At 69.5% G+C, this 18,619-nt stretch carries 15 protein-coding genes; 7 read left to right on the plus strand and 8 right to left on the minus strand.

What is annotated here, in order from left to right; all coding sequences use genetic code 11:
* The first annotated feature begins 32 nt into the window (after positions 1–32).
* From ACPCUW_RS08160 to ACPCUW_RS08180, 5 genes are all read left to right on the plus strand, one after another.
* Positions 33–896: a DUF4190 domain-containing protein gene (locus ACPCUW_RS08160; protein ID WP_423424167.1), complete on the plus strand. Its 864-nt coding sequence runs from the start codon at positions 33–35 to the stop codon at positions 894–896.
* A gap of 135 nt (positions 897–1,031) precedes the next feature.
* On the plus strand, positions 1,032–1,784 hold the full coding sequence (gene fabG, locus ACPCUW_RS08165) for a 3-oxoacyl-ACP reductase FabG (RefSeq protein ID WP_063026015.1): 753 nt from the start codon (positions 1,032–1,034) through the stop codon (positions 1,782–1,784).
* Positions 1,785–1,847: 63 nt separating this feature from the next.
* A complete protein-coding gene (locus ACPCUW_RS08170; protein ID WP_423424169.1) occupies positions 1,848–2,714 on the plus strand; it encodes a carbohydrate ABC transporter permease in 867 nt (288 codons plus the stop codon).
* Complete coding sequence (locus ACPCUW_RS08175) at positions 2,704–3,543, plus strand: carbohydrate ABC transporter permease (RefSeq protein WP_423424171.1); 840 nt, start codon at positions 2,704–2,706, stop codon at positions 3,541–3,543. The genes ACPCUW_RS08170 and ACPCUW_RS08175 overlap by 11 nt, the downstream gene beginning before the upstream one ends.
* On the plus strand, positions 3,540–4,820 hold the full coding sequence (locus ACPCUW_RS08180; protein ID WP_423424173.1) for an ABC transporter substrate-binding protein: 1,281 nt from the start codon (positions 3,540–3,542) through the stop codon (positions 4,818–4,820). The genes ACPCUW_RS08175 and ACPCUW_RS08180 overlap by 4 nt, the downstream gene beginning before the upstream one ends.
* Before the next feature lie 5 nt (positions 4,821–4,825).
* Here ACPCUW_RS08180 and ACPCUW_RS08185 read toward each other — a convergent pair whose 3' ends face one another.
* The 3 genes from ACPCUW_RS08185 to ACPCUW_RS08195 all read right to left on the minus strand — a co-directional run bounded on the left by ACPCUW_RS08185 (position 4,826) and on the right by ACPCUW_RS08195 (position 9,972).
* Positions 4,826–5,821 carry a DNA-3-methyladenine glycosylase family protein gene (locus ACPCUW_RS08185; protein WP_305780981.1) on the minus strand — a complete coding sequence of 332 codons (996 nt, stop codon included), beginning with the start codon at positions 5,819–5,821 and terminating at the stop codon, positions 4,826–4,828.
* Positions 5,822–6,247: 426 nt separating this feature from the next.
* The gene (locus ACPCUW_RS08190) at positions 6,248–9,019 is read right to left on the minus strand and encodes an FAD-binding and (Fe-S)-binding domain-containing protein (protein ID WP_423424174.1); all 2,772 of its coding nucleotides are present in this window, start codon (positions 9,017–9,019) and stop codon (positions 6,248–6,250) included.
* 35 nt (positions 9,020–9,054) lie between these two features.
* Positions 9,055–9,972: an NADP-dependent oxidoreductase gene (locus ACPCUW_RS08195; protein ID WP_227463100.1), complete on the minus strand. Its 918-nt coding sequence runs from the start codon at positions 9,970–9,972 to the stop codon at positions 9,055–9,057.
* Between the two features lie 170 nt (positions 9,973–10,142).
* Here ACPCUW_RS08195 and ACPCUW_RS08200 point away from each other — a divergent pair, with 170 nt between their 5' ends.
* Complete coding sequence (locus ACPCUW_RS08200) at positions 10,143–12,023, plus strand: ABC transporter ATP-binding protein (RefSeq protein WP_063014418.1); 1,881 nt, start codon at positions 10,143–10,145, stop codon at positions 12,021–12,023.
* Here the strand turns inward: ACPCUW_RS08200 and ACPCUW_RS08205 are convergent.
* The 5 genes from ACPCUW_RS08205 to ACPCUW_RS08225 form a co-directional block, all read right to left on the minus strand.
* On the minus strand, positions 11,978–12,604 hold the full coding sequence (locus tag ACPCUW_RS08205; RefSeq protein WP_423424175.1) for an MFS transporter: 627 nt from the start codon (positions 12,602–12,604) through the stop codon (positions 11,978–11,980). The genes ACPCUW_RS08200 and ACPCUW_RS08205 overlap by 46 nt on opposite strands.
* A gap of 85 nt (positions 12,605–12,689) precedes the next feature.
* Positions 12,690–13,685, minus strand: a complete 996-nt coding sequence (locus tag ACPCUW_RS08210; RefSeq protein ID WP_063014420.1) for an oxidoreductase — start codon at positions 13,683–13,685, stop codon at positions 12,690–12,692.
* Positions 13,686–13,727: 42 nt separating this feature from the next.
* Complete coding sequence (locus tag ACPCUW_RS08215; protein ID WP_423424177.1) at positions 13,728–15,629, minus strand: hypothetical protein; 1,902 nt, start codon at positions 15,627–15,629, stop codon at positions 13,728–13,730.
* A 256-nt stretch (positions 15,630–15,885) separates the two neighbouring features.
* Positions 15,886–16,671 carry an enoyl-CoA hydratase/isomerase family protein gene (locus ACPCUW_RS08220; RefSeq protein ID WP_305780976.1) on the minus strand — a complete coding sequence of 262 codons (786 nt, stop codon included), beginning with the start codon at positions 16,669–16,671 and terminating at the stop codon, positions 15,886–15,888.
* 112 nt (positions 16,672–16,783) lie between these two features.
* Complete coding sequence (locus ACPCUW_RS08225) at positions 16,784–17,944, minus strand: DNA polymerase IV (protein ID WP_423424259.1); 1,161 nt, start codon at positions 17,942–17,944, stop codon at positions 16,784–16,786.
* A gap of 90 nt (positions 17,945–18,034) precedes the next feature.
* Between ACPCUW_RS08225 and ACPCUW_RS08230 the strand changes: the two genes are divergently transcribed.
* The gene (locus tag ACPCUW_RS08230) at positions 18,035–18,592 is read left to right on the plus strand and encodes a TetR/AcrR family transcriptional regulator (RefSeq protein WP_305780975.1); all 558 of its coding nucleotides are present in this window, start codon (positions 18,035–18,037) and stop codon (positions 18,590–18,592) included.
* Positions 18,593–18,619: the final 27 nt, after the last annotated feature.

Raw genomic sequence — 18,619 nt, forward strand, 5'->3', positions numbered from 1 at the left:
GTCCAGGTTCCTGCACGACCGAGAGGAACCACATGGCCCGCAACCAGTACGCGGAGGAACGCTGGCCCGAGGTCCCCGAGGAGGAGTACTGGGCCGACGAGCCCGTCGCCGCGGACGATCGCTGGGAACCGCCGCCGTCGCGCCGGGCCGCCAATCCCCGGGTCGCCGAACCGCCCGACGAACGGTGGGAAACCACGACGAACCGGCGGCGGCCGGCGCCCGACGCCGAGGAGGACCGATGGGACGGCGCACCCAACCGCCGCCGCACCGGACGGCTGCGGGTGGAGGTGCCGCCGATCGTCAATCCGTACGCGATCGTCGCGCTGGTGGCCGCGCTGCTCGGATTGTTCCCGGTGGCCATCGTATTCGGCCTGATCGCCTTCAGCCATCCGCGCGGACGGGTGATGGCGATGTCGGCCCTGCTCCTGGGACTGGCCGAGGTGCTGATTCTCGCTGCGGCGCTGGTGCTTTCGGGTGTCACCCTGCCGCACACCACGCTGGGCGCGGTTCCGGCCGCCCTCAGCACCGAGACCGTCACCTCGAACACCGCCGCGACCCGGACTGCGGTACCGGCGACGGTGGTGACACCGCCGCCGACCGCGCCGGCCACGACCACGACCGCTCCCGCCGGGCCCGTCTCGGCGGCCAAGGGCGAGGTGTGCACGCAGGCGCAGGCCGGATTGATCGGGTCCGCGACCGACGGCAGCACGCTGCTCTGCCTGCACGGCAGCAGCGGCTACCGCTGGACCGGGCCGTATTCGGTGTCGACCGCCGTGTACGAGGGCGGGGCGAAATGCGATCCCAATCTGGACAAGACGGCCCGCACCCCGGACGGGCACGCGCTGGTCTGCGAAGGACAGGGGCGCAGCAGCATCTGGTCGCTGTGGGTGGAATAGCGGCTGCCGCCGCGGTGGGTGGAATAGCGGCTGCCGCCGCGGTGGGTGAAATGCGGCTGCCGCCGCGGTGGGTGGAACAGCGGCGCGTACCGTTCCTTCCCAGCGAATGTTCCGAGAGGTACAGGAGGACCGCCAATGGCTGAACGCGTTGCCGTCGTCACCGGCGCGGCACGAGGCATCGGTGCCGCGATCGCGACCCGGCTGGCTCAGGACGGACTGCAGGTAGGCGTACTCGACCTGGACGCGGCGCACTGCGCCGACACCGTCCGGGCGATCACCGACGCCGGCGGCCGGGCCGTCGCGCTGGGCGCCGATGTCTCGAACGAGGATTCCGTCGCCGCCGCGGTGACGAAGCTGGCCGACGAGCTCGGACCGCCGACCGTCCTGGTCAACAACGCCGGCATCCTGCGCGACAACCTGCTGTTCAAGATGAGCGTCGACGACTGGGACGCGGTGATGAACGTGCACCTGCGCGGCGCGTTCCTCATGAGCCGCGCGGTGCAGAAGTACATGGTCGACGCCAAATGGGGTCGCATCGTGAACATGTCGAGCAGTTCGGCGCAGGGCAACCGCGGCCAGGTCAACTACTCCGCGGCCAAGGCCGGCCTGCAGGGCTTCACCAAGACCCTCGCGCTGGAACTCGGCAAATTCGGCGTCACGGCCAATGCCATCGCCCCGGGATTCATCGTCACGGATATGACCGCCGCGACCGCCGAGCGGGTGGGCGTGCCGTTCGAGGACTTCCAGAAGGCCGCCGCCGCACAGATTCCGGTGCAGCGCGTGGGCCGGCCGGAGGACATCGCGCATACCGCGTCGTTCCTGGTCAGCGAGGGAGCCGGCTTCGTCTCCGGGCAGGTCGTCTACGTCGCCGGCGGTCCGCTGGACTGAGCGAGCCCGGCGCCGCGGCGCTGCGGCGACGCCGCTACCGGGTGACCGGTAGCGTCATCTGCTGTGAACCGACGAGCGGTTCGTCGTGCCGTGACGAGTTGGATACTGCTGGCGCCGAGCCTGTTCGGGATCGGGATTTTCCTGATCCTGCCGATCGTGCTGGTGGGCTGGCTCAGCCTGCACAGCTGGAATCTGCTCGGGCCCATGGAATTCGTGGGCCTGCGCAATTGGCGCTCGGTGCTGTCCGATGACGCATTCGGCCATGCCCTCCTGGTGACGGCCGCGCTCACCCTGCTCGTGGTGCCGCTGCAGACCGTCCTCGGATTCGCGGTGGCCGCGCTGCTGGTGCGCCGCCGTGCCGGTGGCGCGTTCCGGGTGCTGTTCGCGCTGCCCTGGATGTGCGCGCCGGTGGCGGTGGGCGTGATCTGGCGCTGGCTGTTCGCACCCACCGACGGCGCTCTCAACGCACTGCTGGGCCGGCGGATCGAATGGCTGGCGGATCCGGCGCTGGCCCTGCCTTCGGTTGCGGCGGTGAGCATCTGGTCGAACTTCGGCTATGTGGCCCTGTTCTTCGTCGCGGGGCTGCGGGCGATACCTCCGGAGATCCACGAGGCGGGGGCGCTGGACGGGGCCACCGGCTGGCGGCGGATTCGCTGGCTGACACTGCCGCTGCTGCGCCCCACTCTGTTCTTCGTCCTGGTAACCGGGACCATCACCGCGTTCCAGACCTTCGACACCGTGTATGCCCTGACCAAGGGCGGTCCGGGCGATCGCACGAATGTGGTGGCGATGCAGATTTTTTCGGAAGCGTTCGACGCCGCGCGGCCTGGACGGGCCGCGGTCATGGCGATCGTGGTCTTCGGGATCATGCTGGCGATCACCGTGCTCCAGCATCGCTACTTCCGCACCAGGACCGGCTATGAATTCTGATGCCCGGCGTCGCCGTTCGGCGGGTGCGCGATCGGCCCTCGCCTACCTGCTGCTGCTGGCGGGCGCGGTGTGCACGGTGGCGCCGCTGGCGCTGGGCGCGTTCACGGCCGTGAAGACGCCGGGGCAGTTCGCGTCGGAATCTCCGCTCGCACTGCCGGATCCGATGACCTGGGACAACTTCCGCGCGGCGTTCGACCAGGGGTTCGGCCGCGCGGTGCTGGTGACGGCGTTGATGACCGCGTTCATCACCATCGGGCAGCTGGTCACCTCCATCGCCGCCGCATATGCGTTCGGCTGCACCGAGTTCCGCGGTCGCGACCTGCTGTTCTGGATCTACCTGGCGACGATGATGGTGCCGCCGATCGTCACCTTGATTCCGCTGTATCTGATGTTCGCGCATCTGGGTTGGCTGAACACGTTCTGGGCACTGGTGCTGCCGTTCGTATTCGGCTCGCCGTATGCGATCTTCCTGCTGCGCCAGTATTTCCGGGCCATTCCGCGCGAGTTGATGGGCGCGGCGCGGCTGGACGGCGCGAACACCCTCGACGTGATCGTGCATGTCGTGGTGCCGACGAGCCGTCCCATTCTGGCGACGCTCGCGGTGATCACCGTGGTGACGCAGTGGAACAGCTTCCTGTGGCCACTGGTCGCCGGCTCGGGCCGCTGGCAGGTGCTCACGGTGGCCACCGCCGATCTGCAGACCCACTACAACGAGCAGTGGACGCTGGTCATGGCGGCGACGACCCTGGCGATCGTGCCGCTGCTGGTGCTCTTCGTGATCTTCCAGCGGCAGGTGCTGCGGTCCATCGCGTGGACGGCCCTGAAATGAGAGCCGTGAAGACCTCGACGCTGAGCGTGCTGGCCGTCGCACTCGGCGTGGTGCTGCTGGTGACCGCGGCGCTGTGGCTGGGCCACGACAGTACGGGCGGATCGGGTCGCACGGTGATCCGGCTGCGGATCTGGGATGCGAGTTTCGTACCCGCCTATCGCGCCGCACTGGACGAATTCCAGCGCGCCGAACCGGATGTCGAGGTGCGGATCACGGTGGTGCCGTGGGCGTCCTATCAGCAGAAGTTGCGTCTCGACGTGGCGGGCGCAACGGTGGACGACCTGTTCTGGACGAATCTGTACACCGATTACGCCGATGCCGGCCGACTTGCCGATATCGGCGCGATGCTGGGCCCCGAGGCGGTGCGGCAATGGGATCCGGGTGCGGTGGAGCAGTACACACGTAACGGAAAGCTCTGGGCGATACCGCAATTCGTGGACGGCGGTACGGCGGTCTACTACAACCGCGATCTGCTGAGCGCGGCCGGAGTCGACCCCGCGGAATTGGCACGCGCGACCTGGAATCCCCACGGGCCGGATACCTTCGAACCGCTTGTGCGCCGGATCGCCGCGGCGGCGACCTGGGCTTACAACGCCGCCAACGATTTCCAGTCGCTCTCGCTGCCGTATCTGGGATCGGCGGGCGGGCAGTTCCAGGATGAGGATCGGTACGTCTTCGACAGTCCACAGGGTGTGGATGCCTTCGGGTATCTCGTGGGGCTGGTGCGGGCGGGGCTCACCCCTCCGGCGGCGGATACCCGCAGCGGCAGTGATTTCGCGAAAAACGCCTTCCTGCAGGGCAAGCTGGCGTTGTTCCAATCGGGAAGTTTCAATCTGGCGCAGATCGCGCAGCAGGCTCGCTTCGGCTGGGGGATCGCGATGATTCCGGCCGGGCCCGCAGGCCGGGTGAGTACCGACAACGCGATCGGCATCGCCGCCGATGCCCGCACCGCCCACCCCGATGCGGTGCGGCGGGTGCTGGCCTGGCTCGGTAGCCCCGCCGGCAACCGGTATCTGGCCGCCGGTGGGCAGACCATTCCGGCCGTGATGGCCGATCAGCGGCTGTATCGGGAGTATTGGGCGGACCGGGGCATCGACGTGTCGCCGTTCTTCGATGTGCTGCGCGGGCCGCGGATCGCTTCGGGTGGCGGACCGGGTTTCGTGGCCGCACTGCAGGCGGTCGACCCGATCTTCGACGAGATGTTCCTCGGCCGCATTCCGGTACCCGAGGCGTTGCGTCGCGCCCAGACCGCCGCACAGGCCACGGCGCAGCGCTGATCCGCTCAGATCCGGCTGTGGTCGACCAGGGGAGTCCGCGGGCCGAACGCCGGCTTGCGCGCCTGCCCCGAAATCTCGAGCAGCCGGATCGCCCGATAGCGGTGCGGGCGTAGCGGTTCCAGGTAGTCGACCATGCCCTCGTCGTCGAGCGGGCGGCCCAGCAGCGTCCAGCCGACGATCGCGGCCAGATGGAAATCACCGACCGACAGCGCATCGGCGTCACCCAGGGCTCGCTGCGCGATCTCCGCGGCCGTCCACACTCCGATCCCCGGCACGGTGCACAGCCGCTCGGCAGCCCGCTGCGGCGTCATCGTCGCGGCGGCTTCCAGCTTCTCGGCCATCCGGGCGGCGGTGACGATCGTGCGCGAACGCTGCGGATCGACGTTGGCGCGGTGATAGACCCAGGAGGGGATGTAGCGCCAAGTCTGCGCCGACGGCGGCACCCGCATCGGCGCGGGCGTGGGTCCGGGCGCCGGTTCGCCGTACTGCCACACCAGCTTTCGATACGAGCCGCGAGCGGTGACGGTGTGCACCCGCTGCTCGAGCACGGCCGGCACCAAGGCCTCGAAGACGAGTCCGGTGCGGAGCATGTGCAGGCCGGGATGACGCCGGTGCGCCTCGGCGATGCGGGGATGTTCGGGGGCGAAGTCGTCGAGCTCCTCGTCGACGCACAGCATGCGGGGCAGGTGCTCGAGAAATTCCGCCGCACCCGGACCCCAGGCCCGTGCCGCCACGACATTCGATTCGGACTGGACGAGGCGATAGGTCACCGGGCCGCTGGCCATGCGCGACGCTCGCCAGTGGGCGCCGTCGGGAGTGACGCGGTGGCACGGGTCGCCCTGACCCCGGCGCAGCGGGGCGAGAGTATGTGCGAGGGCTATCGGCCGCGATGTGGTGACGGTGCGGGCCGCCCCGTCGCTCTCGGCGCGAGCGGAGTCGTGAGTCGTGCGGGAGGGACTGTGCCGGGCGGCGATCACCCCGGATCGGGGAGAGTCGATCATCGGCCTGCTTCGTCCTCGCACCGACTCATTGTGCGCCGTGCCCGAGGCCGACCGGGCGGGACCCGCGGGGTCGGGGCCGAACCGGCCGCCGGGCAGCCGCGTCTCGAGGAAACTCCCAGGTATTCCTATGGCGCGGGTCACGGCTTCGGGCAAGCATGTAACGATATGATTAAGCGCGCCGATTTCGCCGAAGAATGGTTCAACAGCAATCATTCGGCAATGCCACAACGGAGGTGTCCATGCTTACCAACATTCTGAATTGGCTGCTCAGCGCGTGGGGCGGAGTATCCGCCGGTAGCTCGGGCTACCAGATCCCTCCGGGCACCCTGCCGTTCGGTAGCTGATCCCGGCACCGCCCTCGCCCGCCGCCACTCGGCGCGGCGGGCGTGCGCGGTGAATCACCGGCGCGACCTCCCGCCATCTGAATCATCGATCAGTCAGATATTGCGCGAGGTGACGGCCCCGGCGCCCGGCCAGGTGATCGGCCTGGGTGCGGCACGAGAATCCGTCCGCCAGGAAGGGTGTCTCCGGATCGGCCGCATGTAATGCCGGGAGTAACCCGCCCTCCGCTACCGCGACCGAAATCTCGTAATGTCCGGATTGCATTCCGAAGTTCCCGGCAAGTCCACAGCATCCACTGATTTCGGTGATCTCAGCCCCCATTCGCCGCAATAGCCGCCGATCGGCGTCGAACCCTGTCACGGCATGCTGATGACAATGCGGCTGCAGCACCACCGGCTCGCCCGATCGGTCCGGTGGCTGCCAATCCGGTTGCTCCGTCAGGAATTCGGCGAGGGTGCGCACGGCCCGGGCGGTACTCGCCGCGCGCGGATCGTCGGGTAGCAACTGCGGGAGATCCGCTCGCAGCGCCGCCGTGCACGAAGGCTCCAGGCCGATCACCTGGCCGCCCTGTCGAACGTGGTCGTCGAGTGCGTCCAGGGCGGCTCGCAATCGCTGTCGCGCCCCGTCGAGCTGGCCGGTGCTGATCCAGGTGAGGCCACAGCACACCCGGCGCTCCGGGATACGGACCCGGTATCCGGCCGATTCCACGAGTTCCACTGCGGCCCAGCCGATTTCCGGGGCAAAGGCATCGGTGAAGCTGTCGATCCACAGCATCGCCACCGGGCCGTCCGGATGCCGGTCGCTTCCGCGGTCCGCCCACCGGCTGCGGAACGAGCGCGGCGCCAGTCGCGGCGCGGGACGCCGCGGATCCATTCCGGCCACGCGCATACCCGCCCGCCGCAACCATCGAATGCCGGTGAGCGCGTTCACGGTTCGGGGCATCCTGGTGCCCACCGCCAGCCACTGCGGCAACCGGCCGAGCACATAGTGGTCGATCGGGCGCGGCCGTCCCCGGTACGCGCGATACAGCGTCTCGGATTTGTAGGTCGCCATATCGACACCGGCCGGGCAGTCGGAGGAGCAGGCCCGGCACGACAGGCACAGGTCCAGCGACTGCGCGACCGCCTCGTCGCGCCAGTCGAGCGCGCCTCGGACCACCTCCTGCAACACACGCGACCGGCCCCTGGTGCTGTCCTTCTCGTCCGCGGTGGCGAGGTAGGACGGGCACATGAAACCGCCGGTCGCGCGAGTGTCGGCGCGGCATTTTCCGACCCCGACGCAGCGGTGTACCGCCGTGCCGATATCGCCGTCGGCGGTGAATGCGAAACCGCCCGCATCCGGGACCGGGCGCAGCCCGGGCAGACGCAGACCGGTATCGACCGGTGCGGGGCGGACCAGAACGCCTGGGTTCAGGATCGCGTCCGGATCGAAAAGCCCTTTGAATTCGGCGAATACACGCAAGGCGTCCGGTGAGTACATGCGCGACAGCAGTTCCGAACGGGCGCGGCCGTCCCCGTGTTCACCGGAGGCCGATCCGCCGTAGCGCACCACCAGATCGGTGGCGTCGAACAGGAAGTCGCGGAACCGTTGTGGCGCACGGGCGATCGGGAGATCCAGCCGGACGTGGATGCACCCGTCACCGATGTGCCCGTACAGCAGGCCGTCCACCCGGTGATCACGCATCAGCCGATCGAAATCGCGAAGGTAGTCACCGAGCCGCTCGGGCGGGACCGCGGCGTCCTCCCAGCCCGGCCAGGCCGGTTCGCCCGCGGGTGTGCGCCCGGCGAGGCCGGCGCCGTCGGCGCGAATCCGCCACAGCCGGGCCGCGGTTCGCTCGTCGGTGACGATCCGGGTGTCGAGTGCGGCGCAGGCGGTGGTGACCGCGGCCGCACTCTCGTAGGCGGATTCCGCGGTGGCCCCGGCGAATTCGACGAACAGCCACGCACCGCCGGCGGGTAGTTCGGGTACCGGGCGTCCGTGCGCGCGCACGACATCCACCAGGCGGGCGTCCAAGCCCTCGACCGCGATCGGCCGGCCCGCCATGACGGCTTTCACGTCGTCGGCGGCGGCGGGCATATCGGGATATCCGAGGATCGCGGCCGCGGTCGCGCTGGGCAACGGGACCAGATCGACGGTCGCGTCGAGCACGAGGCCGCAGGTGCCCTCGGACCCGACGAATGCCTTGGCGATCGACGCGCCGCGTTCGGGAGTCAGGTGCTGCAGTCCGTATCCCGAGGCCTGCCGGTCGAACCGGCCCAGCTCGGTGCGCAGCGTCGCCAGATTGCGACGGGTGAACTCGGCCAGCCCCGCCACCACCGACAGATCGGTGCCCAGGCCGCGCTCGGCGCCGGTGCCGTCGAGAATGCGCAGCTCACGCACGGTATCGGAGGTGCGCCCCCAGGCCACCGCGCGGGGGCCGCAGGCATTGTTACCGATCATGCCGCCGAGCGTGCAGCGGTTCTGCGTCGACGGGTCGGGGCCCAGTCGCAGGCCGTGCCGCCCGACGGCCTGTTGCAGGCCGGACAGCACGACCCCCGGCTGCACCCGGGCGCAGCGACGGTCGGCGTCGATCGACAGTACGGCGTTCATGTACCGGCTGAAGTCGAGGACCAGTCCGGGCCCGATCGCATTGCCCGCCACGGAGGTTCCGCCACCGCGCGCGGTGATCGGCCTGCCTTCCTCGCGGGCGAACCGCATGGCCGTGGCCACATCCTCGTCCCCGCGCGGGTAGATCACCGCCGCCGGGAGGACGCGGTAGTTCGAGGCGTCCGAGGAATACTCCGCGCGGCGTCGGGCATCGTCGTCGACCTCGCCGTCGATCCGGTCCCGCAAGGCCCGCACCCAGGAGTCGGTCATATCGCCAGCGTAGAACGCGAAGTTCTCCGGAGCGGCTACGGGAGCAGGACGATTTTGCCGAGTCCGTGCCCGGTTTCACTGTCGCGCTGGGCGGCGGCGGCCTCGGACAAGGGGTACGTTCGTGCGGCGCCGGGCAGGCGGAATTCTCCCGCGGCGACGAGCTGCGCGACGCGGGCCACGATATCGAGGGCGGGGCCGCCGGTGCGGGCGAAGAAAGTGACGCCCTTGTCGGCGGCGGCGCCGTCGGCGATGGTGATGATCCGATCGGTTCCGCCCCGCAATTCGATTGCGGCGTCCAGGAATCCGTGACCGGCACAGTCGTAGACCGCGTCGACCCCGTGCGGTGCCAGCTCGCGCACGCGGTCGGCGACGCCGGGACCGTAGGTGGTCGGCACCGCACCCAGCGTGCGCACGACCTCCTGATTGGCGGCCGAGGCGGTGCCGACGACCGTGGCCCCGCGCGCCCGGGCCAGCTGCACCACGAACGCGCCGACCGCGCCCGAGGCGCCGTTCACCACCACCGTCTCGCCCGACTTCACGGCCAGTTCGTCCAGTCCGGTACCGGCCGTATTGGCGGCGACCGGGATCGCCGCGGCCTCGGGGAAGGACAGCTCCGCCGGTTTGGCGACGAGCTGGGTGCCCAGCGCGTACTCCGCGTAGCCGCCACCCTGTGCCCAGCCCAGCACCTCGTCACCCGGCCGGAACCGGGCGTCGGGGCCGGCGGCGTCGACCACGCCCGCGATCTCGAATCCGGCGCGGCGCGGGAATCCGGGCGGACCGGGCATCAGGCCGGCGCGCATCTTCCAATCGGCCGGATTGACGCCGGCGGCCCGGATCGCCACCCGCACCTGCTCTCCGGCGGGGTCCGGAATCGGCACCTCCACCTGCGTCAGCACCTCGGGTCCACCCACTCGCTCGTACTGGATCGCTCGCATGCTGTGGTTCGACGACATGATGTCGACCTTAGGAGGCGGACGGACCGCGGCCGAGCGCAGCGCCGCAGCGCCCTTCCCCCGGCGCGTTTCGCCCGTGGCGAACCGGGACTACTTGCTCTCAACCTTTGTTGAGGTCTTAATGTCGGTGGCCCGGAGTTCAATGAACCCGGCAGCGGAAGGAGATGCGGATGAGCATCGAATCGGTCGCGTGGAGTCAGCTGTACCGGCAGGCGCACGCACCTCAGCAGCGGCGTGGTCTGCGCCGGGAGACGGCCGCGCGCATTCTGCGATTCGCGCGCCCGCATCGGGCTCAGCTCATCGGCTTCCTGGTCTTCAGCATCGCGTCGGCATTGCTCACGGTGGCCAACCCGGTGCTGGCCGGGCGTGTGGTCAACGACATCGTGGGCCATGCCGCGCCGCGCTCGGTCCTCACCCTCGCGGCGGTGATCGCACTGGTGGCCGTGCTGGACGCGGGCCTGGGCATCGTGATCAGGTGGCTGTCCGCGCGGATCGGGGAGGGGTTGATTCTCGATCTGCGCACCGCGGTGTTCGACCACGTGCAGAAGATGCCCGTCGCCTTCTTCACCCGCACCCGCACCGGGGCGCTGGTCAGCCGGCTCAACAACGACGTGATCGGCGCCCAGCGCGCGTTCAGCACGACCCTGTCCGGCGTGGTCACCAACATCGTGACGCTGCTGTTGACCGTGGTGGTGATGGTGCGGCTGTCCTGGCAGATCACCCTGCTGGCACTGATCCTGTTGCCGCTGTTCATGTTTCCCGCCCGCAAGATGGGCACCCGGATCGCGAGCATCCAGCGCGAAGCCGCCCAGCTCAACGCCTCGATGAGCACCCAGATGACCGAGCGGTTCTCGGCTCCCGGCGCCACGCTGGTGAAACTGTTCGGACGCCCGGATCAGGAGTCCGCGGAATTCGCGGTGCGCGCCGGGCGGGTACGCGATATCGGCGTGCGGACGGCGATGCTGCAGACGGTGTTCGTCACCGCGTTGACGCTGGTATCCGCGCTCGCCGTGGCGTTGGTCTACGGCCTCGGCGGCTGGTACGCCCTGCGCGGACAACTCGATGCCGGTGCGGTGGTCGCGCTCTCGCTGCTGCTGACCCGGCTCTACACCCCGCTGACGGCGCTGGCCAGCGCTCGGGTGGACATCATGTCGGCGCTGGTGAGCTTCGAGCGGGTCTTCGAGATTCTCGACCTGAAGCCGCTGATCCAGGATGCGCCGAATGCGGTGGCGGTTCCGGCGGGACCGGTGTCGGTCGAATTCGACCGCGTGCGTTTCGGTTATCCGTCGGCCGACAAGGTCTCGCTGGCGTCGCTGGAGGATGTCTCGACGCTCGACCATCGCGGCGGCAGCGAGGTGCTGCACGATATTTCGCTGCAAGCCGAGCCGGGGCGGATGATCGCCCTGGTCGGATCCTCGGGCGCGGGCAAATCGACCATCGCGCAACTGGTTTCGCGGCTCTACGACGTCGACGACGGCGCGGTGAAGCTCAACGGTGTCGACGTGCGGGAGCTGAGCACGCGCTCGATTCAGGACACGGTCGGACTCGTCACCCAGGACGGCCACCTGTTCCACGACAGCATTCGCGCCAATCTGTTGCTCGCCCGGCCCGAGGCGAGCGAGGCGGAGTTGTGGGATGCACTGGAGCGGGCACGGTTGCGCACGGTGATCGACGCGCTGCCCGACGGTCTGGACACCGTGGTCGGCGAACGCGGATACCGGTTGTCCGGCGGCGAACGCCAGCGGTTGACCATCGCCCGGCTGCTGCTCAAACAGCCGCGCGTCGTCATCCTCGACGAGGCCACCGCCTCCCTGGATTCCACCTCCGAGGCCGCGGTGCAGGAGGCCCTGACCGAGGCGCTGGAAGGGCGGACCGCCCTGGTCATCGCGCACCGGCTGTCGACCATCCGGAATGCGGACGAGATCCTGGTGATCGAGGACGGCCGGATCGTCGAGCGGGGCAGTCATGCGCAACTGCTCGCCGAAGAGGGAAGATACGCAGAGCTCTACCGCACCCAGTTCGCCGACGATACGGAAGTTGCTGCGGCATAAGGGATCAGCGCGGAGGTGCGGTTCGCACCTCCGCCCGCGGTCCGGCTCAGCCCGACCACGCCCAGGGCCAGCACGCCCAGCCCCGCGCCGATCCAGGCCACCGCCGAGTAATCCGCGCCGGCGCCGATGGCGAGTCCGCCCAGCCAGGGGCCGAGCGTGATGCCGACGTTGAACGCCATCACATTGCCGGCCGCGCCGAGTGTTCCGGCGGCCGGGGCCAGGGTGAAGACCCGGCTGTTCAACACCGGATTGGTTCCGAAACCGAAGGCGCCCAGCAGGAACGACGCCACGGCGACGGCCGGCCAGTAGTGCGCGGTGAGCGCCAGCACCGCGGAGGCCAGGACCAGGCCCGAGATGCCGACGGTGAGGCTGCGGAGTGGATGGGCATCCGCGGTGCGTCCGCCGATCGCGATGCCGACGAAGGAGCCGAGCCCGTAGATCCCCTGCACCACCGGTACCCAGTTCTCGCCGATCCCGGTCGTCTCGGTGAGCAGCGCGCCGAGGTAGCCGAAGGTGACCAGCAGCGCGGCGGTGGCCGTCACGGTGGTGCCGTACAGCAGTGCCACCGGTCGGGTTGTCATGGCGCGCTAGCACATTTTGGATAGATCAGTACAAAACCGAGGTGAGCGAGCGGCGAACGTCCGATCCGGACGCCCGCCCGCTCGATCAGAATTCGCCGGCCACCGCGAGGACGGTGCGCCCGGAGTGGTGACCGCTGCGAATGGCGTGCAGTACCGCTTCCGCCTCGGTGATCGGCGCCACATGCTCCAACGTCGACAGATGCCGGGGCTTCAGGTCCTTGCCGAGCCGGGCCCACAGCGCGCGCCGCTGCTCGATCGGGAAGTTCACCGAATCGATGCCGAGGAGACTGACCCCGCGCAGGATGAACGGCATGACGGTGGTGGGAAGTTCGGTCCCACCGGTGAGCCCGCTGACCGCCACCGACCCGCCGTAGCGGACGGTGCTGAGGATGTGGGCCAGCGATTTTCCGCCGACGCTGTCGACCGCGCCGGCCCACTGCGCCTTACCCAGCGGACGAGGCTTGGCATCCGGATCCTCGGGCAGACGGCCGATCACCGCGGCCGCGCCGAGGGTGGACAGCAACTCGCCGGCATCGGTCTTCCCGGTGGAGGCGGTGACCTCGTAGCCGAGGCCGGACAGGATGTCCACCGCGACACTGCCGACGCCGCCGGTCGCGCCGGTCACCAGCACCGGCCCGTCACCGGGATTCAGGCCGCGATCGAGCAGTGCCTGCACACTCATGGCCGCGGTGAATCCCGCGGTGCCGAGGGCCGCTGCCTCACGCGGGCTCAGCCCCTCCAGCTTGACCACCCATTCGGCCGGCACGCGCGCGTATTCGGCGAAGCCGCCGTTGTGCGCGACGCCGATCTCGTACCCGTGCGCGATCACGAGATCACCCACCGTGAAGGCGGCGTCCTCGGAGGCGACCACCTCGCCGGTCAGGTCGATACCGGGAATGATCGGGTAATTGCGCACCACACCGCCGCGCGGGGTGATGGCCAGCCCGTCCTTGAAGTTCGCACTCGAATAGTGCACCTTGATCGTCACCGTGCCCGGCCCGAGGAAATCCTCGCCCACCTCCTCGCGGGCCAGTACCACGCCGTCGTCGGTCTCGTGCGCAACCATCGCCTGGAACTGCATGCGTCCGAGCATAGGGGGAGCGATGCCCCACGGCTATGGCAGTCAGCGGCCGAATGCCGCCACGCCCACCGGTCCCACCCCGATACACACGTCCAAACCCGGTGTGCGCGAGCCGATTCGCACGATCTCACCGCCACCGACGAGATGGACGAAGACGGTGTGCACGCCTGCTTGCACCGGCGCCACCACAACGTCGCCGTGCTCGAGCCCCACGGTGATCCGGCCGTCGCGGTTGGCGAAATAGTTGATCTGCGCGGTCCAGCCGTGGTCCAGCATCGGCCCGTCGAGCCACAGGGCCACCGGTTCGGCGCCGTCGACGCGATATCCGCAGCCGGGTTCGGGGCCCGCCAGAATCCGGCGGTTCCACCACACCGACGCGTCCACCAGCGTCCCGTCGTCGGTGAGCATCCGCAGCTGCGGCGTGGCGACACCGAACGCCCCGGGGCCGGCGATCGGCCCGAGCACCTGCGCGATGAGGTTCTGCGGATAGGTCATCGGCGTCAGCACCCCCCACGGCACCTCCTGCTCCAGCAGCGGGGCGCCGTGGCGATCCGCCAGTGCGGCACGGGCATTCGTGAGGTAGGTGCGCGTCGGCGAGATCTCCCACGACCGGGCGAACGATACGGTCGTGCACACGCTGCTGACCACGAACGCCGCGGTCAGCCCGATCGCCGCGAACCGCGATCCGGCCACGCGACTCTCCGAACGAGGACGGCGGGGACGGGCGGCAAGCAGCAGCGCGATCGCCGCCGCCAGCACCACGGCGACATCGGCCGGATAGCGCAGCGACTGCATGAGTTCGGCGGCGGTGTTCGGCCCGCCGCGGATCAGCACGATCGGAAGCTGAACGACCAGAACGTATCCCGCGACCAGGACCCACACCGGCAGCACACGGCGGCGCAGCCGCAGCGTCACCAGCACCACCGCGGCGAGGATCAGCCAGGCGAGCACGACGGTCCACCCCGGGGGCGTGGCCCACGGTGTCGACGGCAGCCAGCGCGCCCACACCCACGGCCCGCCGAGCAGGGTCGGGACGATCCCCAGGGAGATGGCGCTGTGGAGCAGTCGCCGCGCCCCGGCCAGGCTGGTGTCCACCGCGATGTGGTCGGCGACGGTGAGATAGGCCGCGACCCAGCCCGCGAGAATCAACGCCGAACCGGCCCACAGCGCCGCTCCGGCGCGCGTCACGTCGCGAACCGCCGCCCAGGCACTCGGGCCGGCATGATCACCCGTCGGCTCTGCCTCATCGGTATGCGCGGCACCGACGGTGCGGGCGCCGACGATATAGCGCTCCAGCACCGCGACGGCGAAGGCGACGAACGGCACCACCACTGCCTTCTCGAAGAACAACAGTCCCACGATCAGCACCAGCAGACCGGAGATCGCATAGCGTCCGCGTCCCGTGCGCACCAGCAGCACCGCATCCGCGATCACCCAGGCCAGCGCGAACTGCAGCGGCAGCGCGTTGAGCGAGGCCGCCCACCAGGCGAATGCCGGAAGGGTCAGCGGACTGAACAGATAGCCGATCAACGGAATCAGCACGGCCCAGCGCAGGGCTCCGGCTCGCCGTGGAAGAAGCACCAGCAACATGCGCAGCACCGCGACCGAGGCCGCGAGCTGCAGCAGCACCATGGTCACCACCGGCCCGGCCCACTGCAGCGGCGCGATGCGGGTCACCACCCACGCGGTCGCGAAGGCCAGCGGCATGACATGGCCGTCGTGGTCGTAGAGCAGCAAATCGGCGGACCAGAGCGGATAGCGATCGGCGCGGCCCACCAGAATGAGGTCGTCCCAGTAGAAATAGCCGCGCCCGGCCACCCAGCCGCGCAACCCGAGCTGCGCGAGGACCAGCAGCACCGCCACCAGCAGAACGGGACGACGGATAACCGTGCGCAGACCGGTGGAAACGACGCGCAGCGCGGGCGCCGATCCAGCGTGGTCCACGGCGGGCGAGCCGACCGGCGCAACCTCCCTCGGCCGGTATCGGGTGCCGGACGAGACGACCTGCGCAACGGCGCCGAGAGGAGCGCTCCCGCGATCGTTGCGGTCCGGGGGTCCGTCGCCGCGGTCTTCGTGCCCGTCGCCCGGCCGACGAGGCGACCGCGCCGGGACCCACCCGCGTGCGAAGCCGGGCGCGGAGAACATGGCACCCCACCCTAGTGGCCCACGACCGGGCTCGCTCGCGGCGACGGTCAGGCCCTCACTCGAAGGCGGGGGCGCGCTTGCCGAGGAATGCCGCGATGCCCTCGGCGCCGTCGGGCGAATCGGCACAGGCCGAGATGAACGCCGCCTCGCGTGCGGTCTGCTCCTCGAGCGTGTGCGAGGAGCTCACCAGCAGCAGCTTCTTGACGCTGGCATTCGAATGCCGGGGCCCGGCCGCGAATTCCGCGACCACTTCGTCCACGGCGGACGCGAGTTCGGCATCCGGCACCACGCGATGCACGAGATTCCAGTCCAGCGCCTCGGCCGCGGTCAGGGTGCGGTTGGTGAACATGAGCTCCTGCGTGCGGCGCAGGCCGATCAAGCGGGGCAGATAGTAGGAGGCACCGCCGTCCGGACTCAGTCCGGCCCGGGTGTAGGCCATGGTGAATGCCGCCGATTCGCCCGCGAGGACCAGATCACCGGCCATCGCCAGGCTGAAGCCGGCGCCCGCGGCCACACCGTTGACCGCCACGACGAGCAGGGCGTCCATCCGGGCGAACGACGAGAGGGCCTCGTGCAGGTCGTCGGCCAGTCCCTTGACGTAGTGGCCGGCGCCGCCGCCCTGGGCAGCCATCGCCTTGAGGTCGCCACCGGCGGAGAAGAACCTGCCCGCACCGGTCAGCACGACGACCTTCAGCGCCGGATCGTCCACGCACTGTCCCGCGATATCGGCCAGTTCCCGGCCGAGGACGTGGTCGATACCGTTGGCGGCCTTCGGCCGGTTCAGGGTGATCCGGGCGACGGGGCCGGTCCGCTCGAAGGTGATCGTCTCGTACTCGCTCATGGCTGCCTTTCGGTCGAGTCTGCGGGCCCAGCATGACAAACGGCCGCACTGCGCGCGACGCCGCCACCACCGAGGCATATCCGGCATCCCGGCACGGAAACGCGGCGCCCGGCTATTGCGGGACGAGCTCGAGTCGCACCCCGAGCAGCCGGACCGGCCGATCGAGTTCGAAACGGTCGATGACCTCGAGTGCGACCGTGGTGATCGCCTCCGCGTCGATCGTCGGTTCGGGCAACTTCTTCTGCTTGGTGCGCGTATAGAAGGTGTTGGTACGCACGGTGACTCCCACCCGCGTGCCGATCCGGCCGGCCGCCGCCATCTCCTCGGCGACCTCGCGGGCCAGCCGCGCTACCTGCGCACGAATTTCCTCGCGATCGGTCAGGTCGTGCGGGAAGGTTTCGGATCTACTGCGGCCCACCGGGATTCGCGGCTCGGTCACCACATCGGTGTCACCGGCGCCGTGGCCGAGAACCCAGAGGTAGGGCCCGGTGGTGGGGCCGAATTCGGCGGCCAGGACATTCCGGTCGGCGGCCGCGAGCTGGGCGACGGTGTCGATACCGAGGGCCGCCATTCGCTGCGCGATGCGATTGCCGATACCCCACAGCGCGCTGGTCGGCCGGTGCGCCATGAGCTCGTTCCAGTTCTCGGCGGTGAGCCGGAAGATGCCCGCACCGAGGTCGGCGGCCGGAGGCGCCCCCGCTGCCTCGCTGTGCGAATTCTCCTGTCCCACCGCTTCTTCCGAAGCTGGGATCACGCCCTTCGAAGCCGTGCTGTTCGCACCCGTGGCGTCCGTGCCTTTGCCGACGCTCTTCGCGAATCCGGTCGCCAGTTTCGCGCGCAATTTGTTGTCGCCGATACCTATCGAACAGGTGAGGTTCAATGTCGCTATCGCACTGCGGATTTCGCGAGCGAGCTGTTCGGGATCGTCGGTGTCGGCGGCGAGGAAGGCCTCGTCCCAGCCCAGCACTTCGACCCGCACCGGAAAACTCCGCAGCACCTCCATGACCTCGTCGGAGGCCTCCTCGTAGGTGGTCATGTCCAAGGGCAGGAACACTCCGTCCGGACACTTGCGGACGGCGGTGCGCAGCGGCATTCCGGCCCGCACGCCGAAGGCCCGCGCCGGATACGACGCGCACGTGACCACCTTGCGCGGTTCGTTCGGGTCGCCGTTGCCGCCGACGATCACCGGCTGCCCGCGCAGCTCGGGATGGCGGCGGAACTCCACCGCCGCCTGGAATTGGTCGAGGTCGACGTGCAACAGCCACCTGGCCACGAGTCCGTTCTTACCGCACGGCACCGACAGCCGGGGGAACTTCGCAGGTAGCGCCTTGCGCTCGGCGGAGAACAGAATTAAATTCTGGTCATGAAGATTCGGGATCGGTTGCTGCTCGCGGCCGAGCGGCAGTTCGCCGAGCACGGGGCGCTCGACGCGACGCTGAGCCGGATCAGGGCCGACGCCGATGCCAGCGTCGGCGCGCTCTACCACCACTTCCCGGACAAGGCCGATCTGTACCGGCAGGTGTGGGCCAACGCGCTGGCCGACTACCAGCGGCATTTCTGGACGAGCATCGCCGACAGCGCCGATGCCGAGCAGGGCGTGACCGCGGGCGTCGTCGAGCATCTGCGGTGGGTGACCGACAACCGATACCGCGCAACGATTCTCATTTCACCGAGGCCGCCCGGAGTACGCGACAGCGACAGCAACCGGGAATTCCTCACCTCGGTCGCGCGCTGGTGGCGCACCCATGCCCGCTACGGCGCGGTGCGCGAACTGGACTTCGACGTGCTGTACGCGCTGTGGCTGGGGCCGGCACAGGAGTATTCGCGGCAATGGCTCGGGGGCGGTATCCGGATCGCGCCGGTCGATGTCGCGGCCGAATTGGCAGCGGCGGCATGGAAGTCGCTGCGCGGCGACGGATGACCACGGATTCGACAGCAAAGGACGTGA

It is taken from the genome of Nocardia sp. AB354 (assembly GCF_049538315.1).
In the GTDB taxonomy this organism is placed as follows: domain Bacteria; phylum Actinomycetota; class Actinomycetes; order Mycobacteriales; family Mycobacteriaceae; genus Nocardia; species Nocardia nova.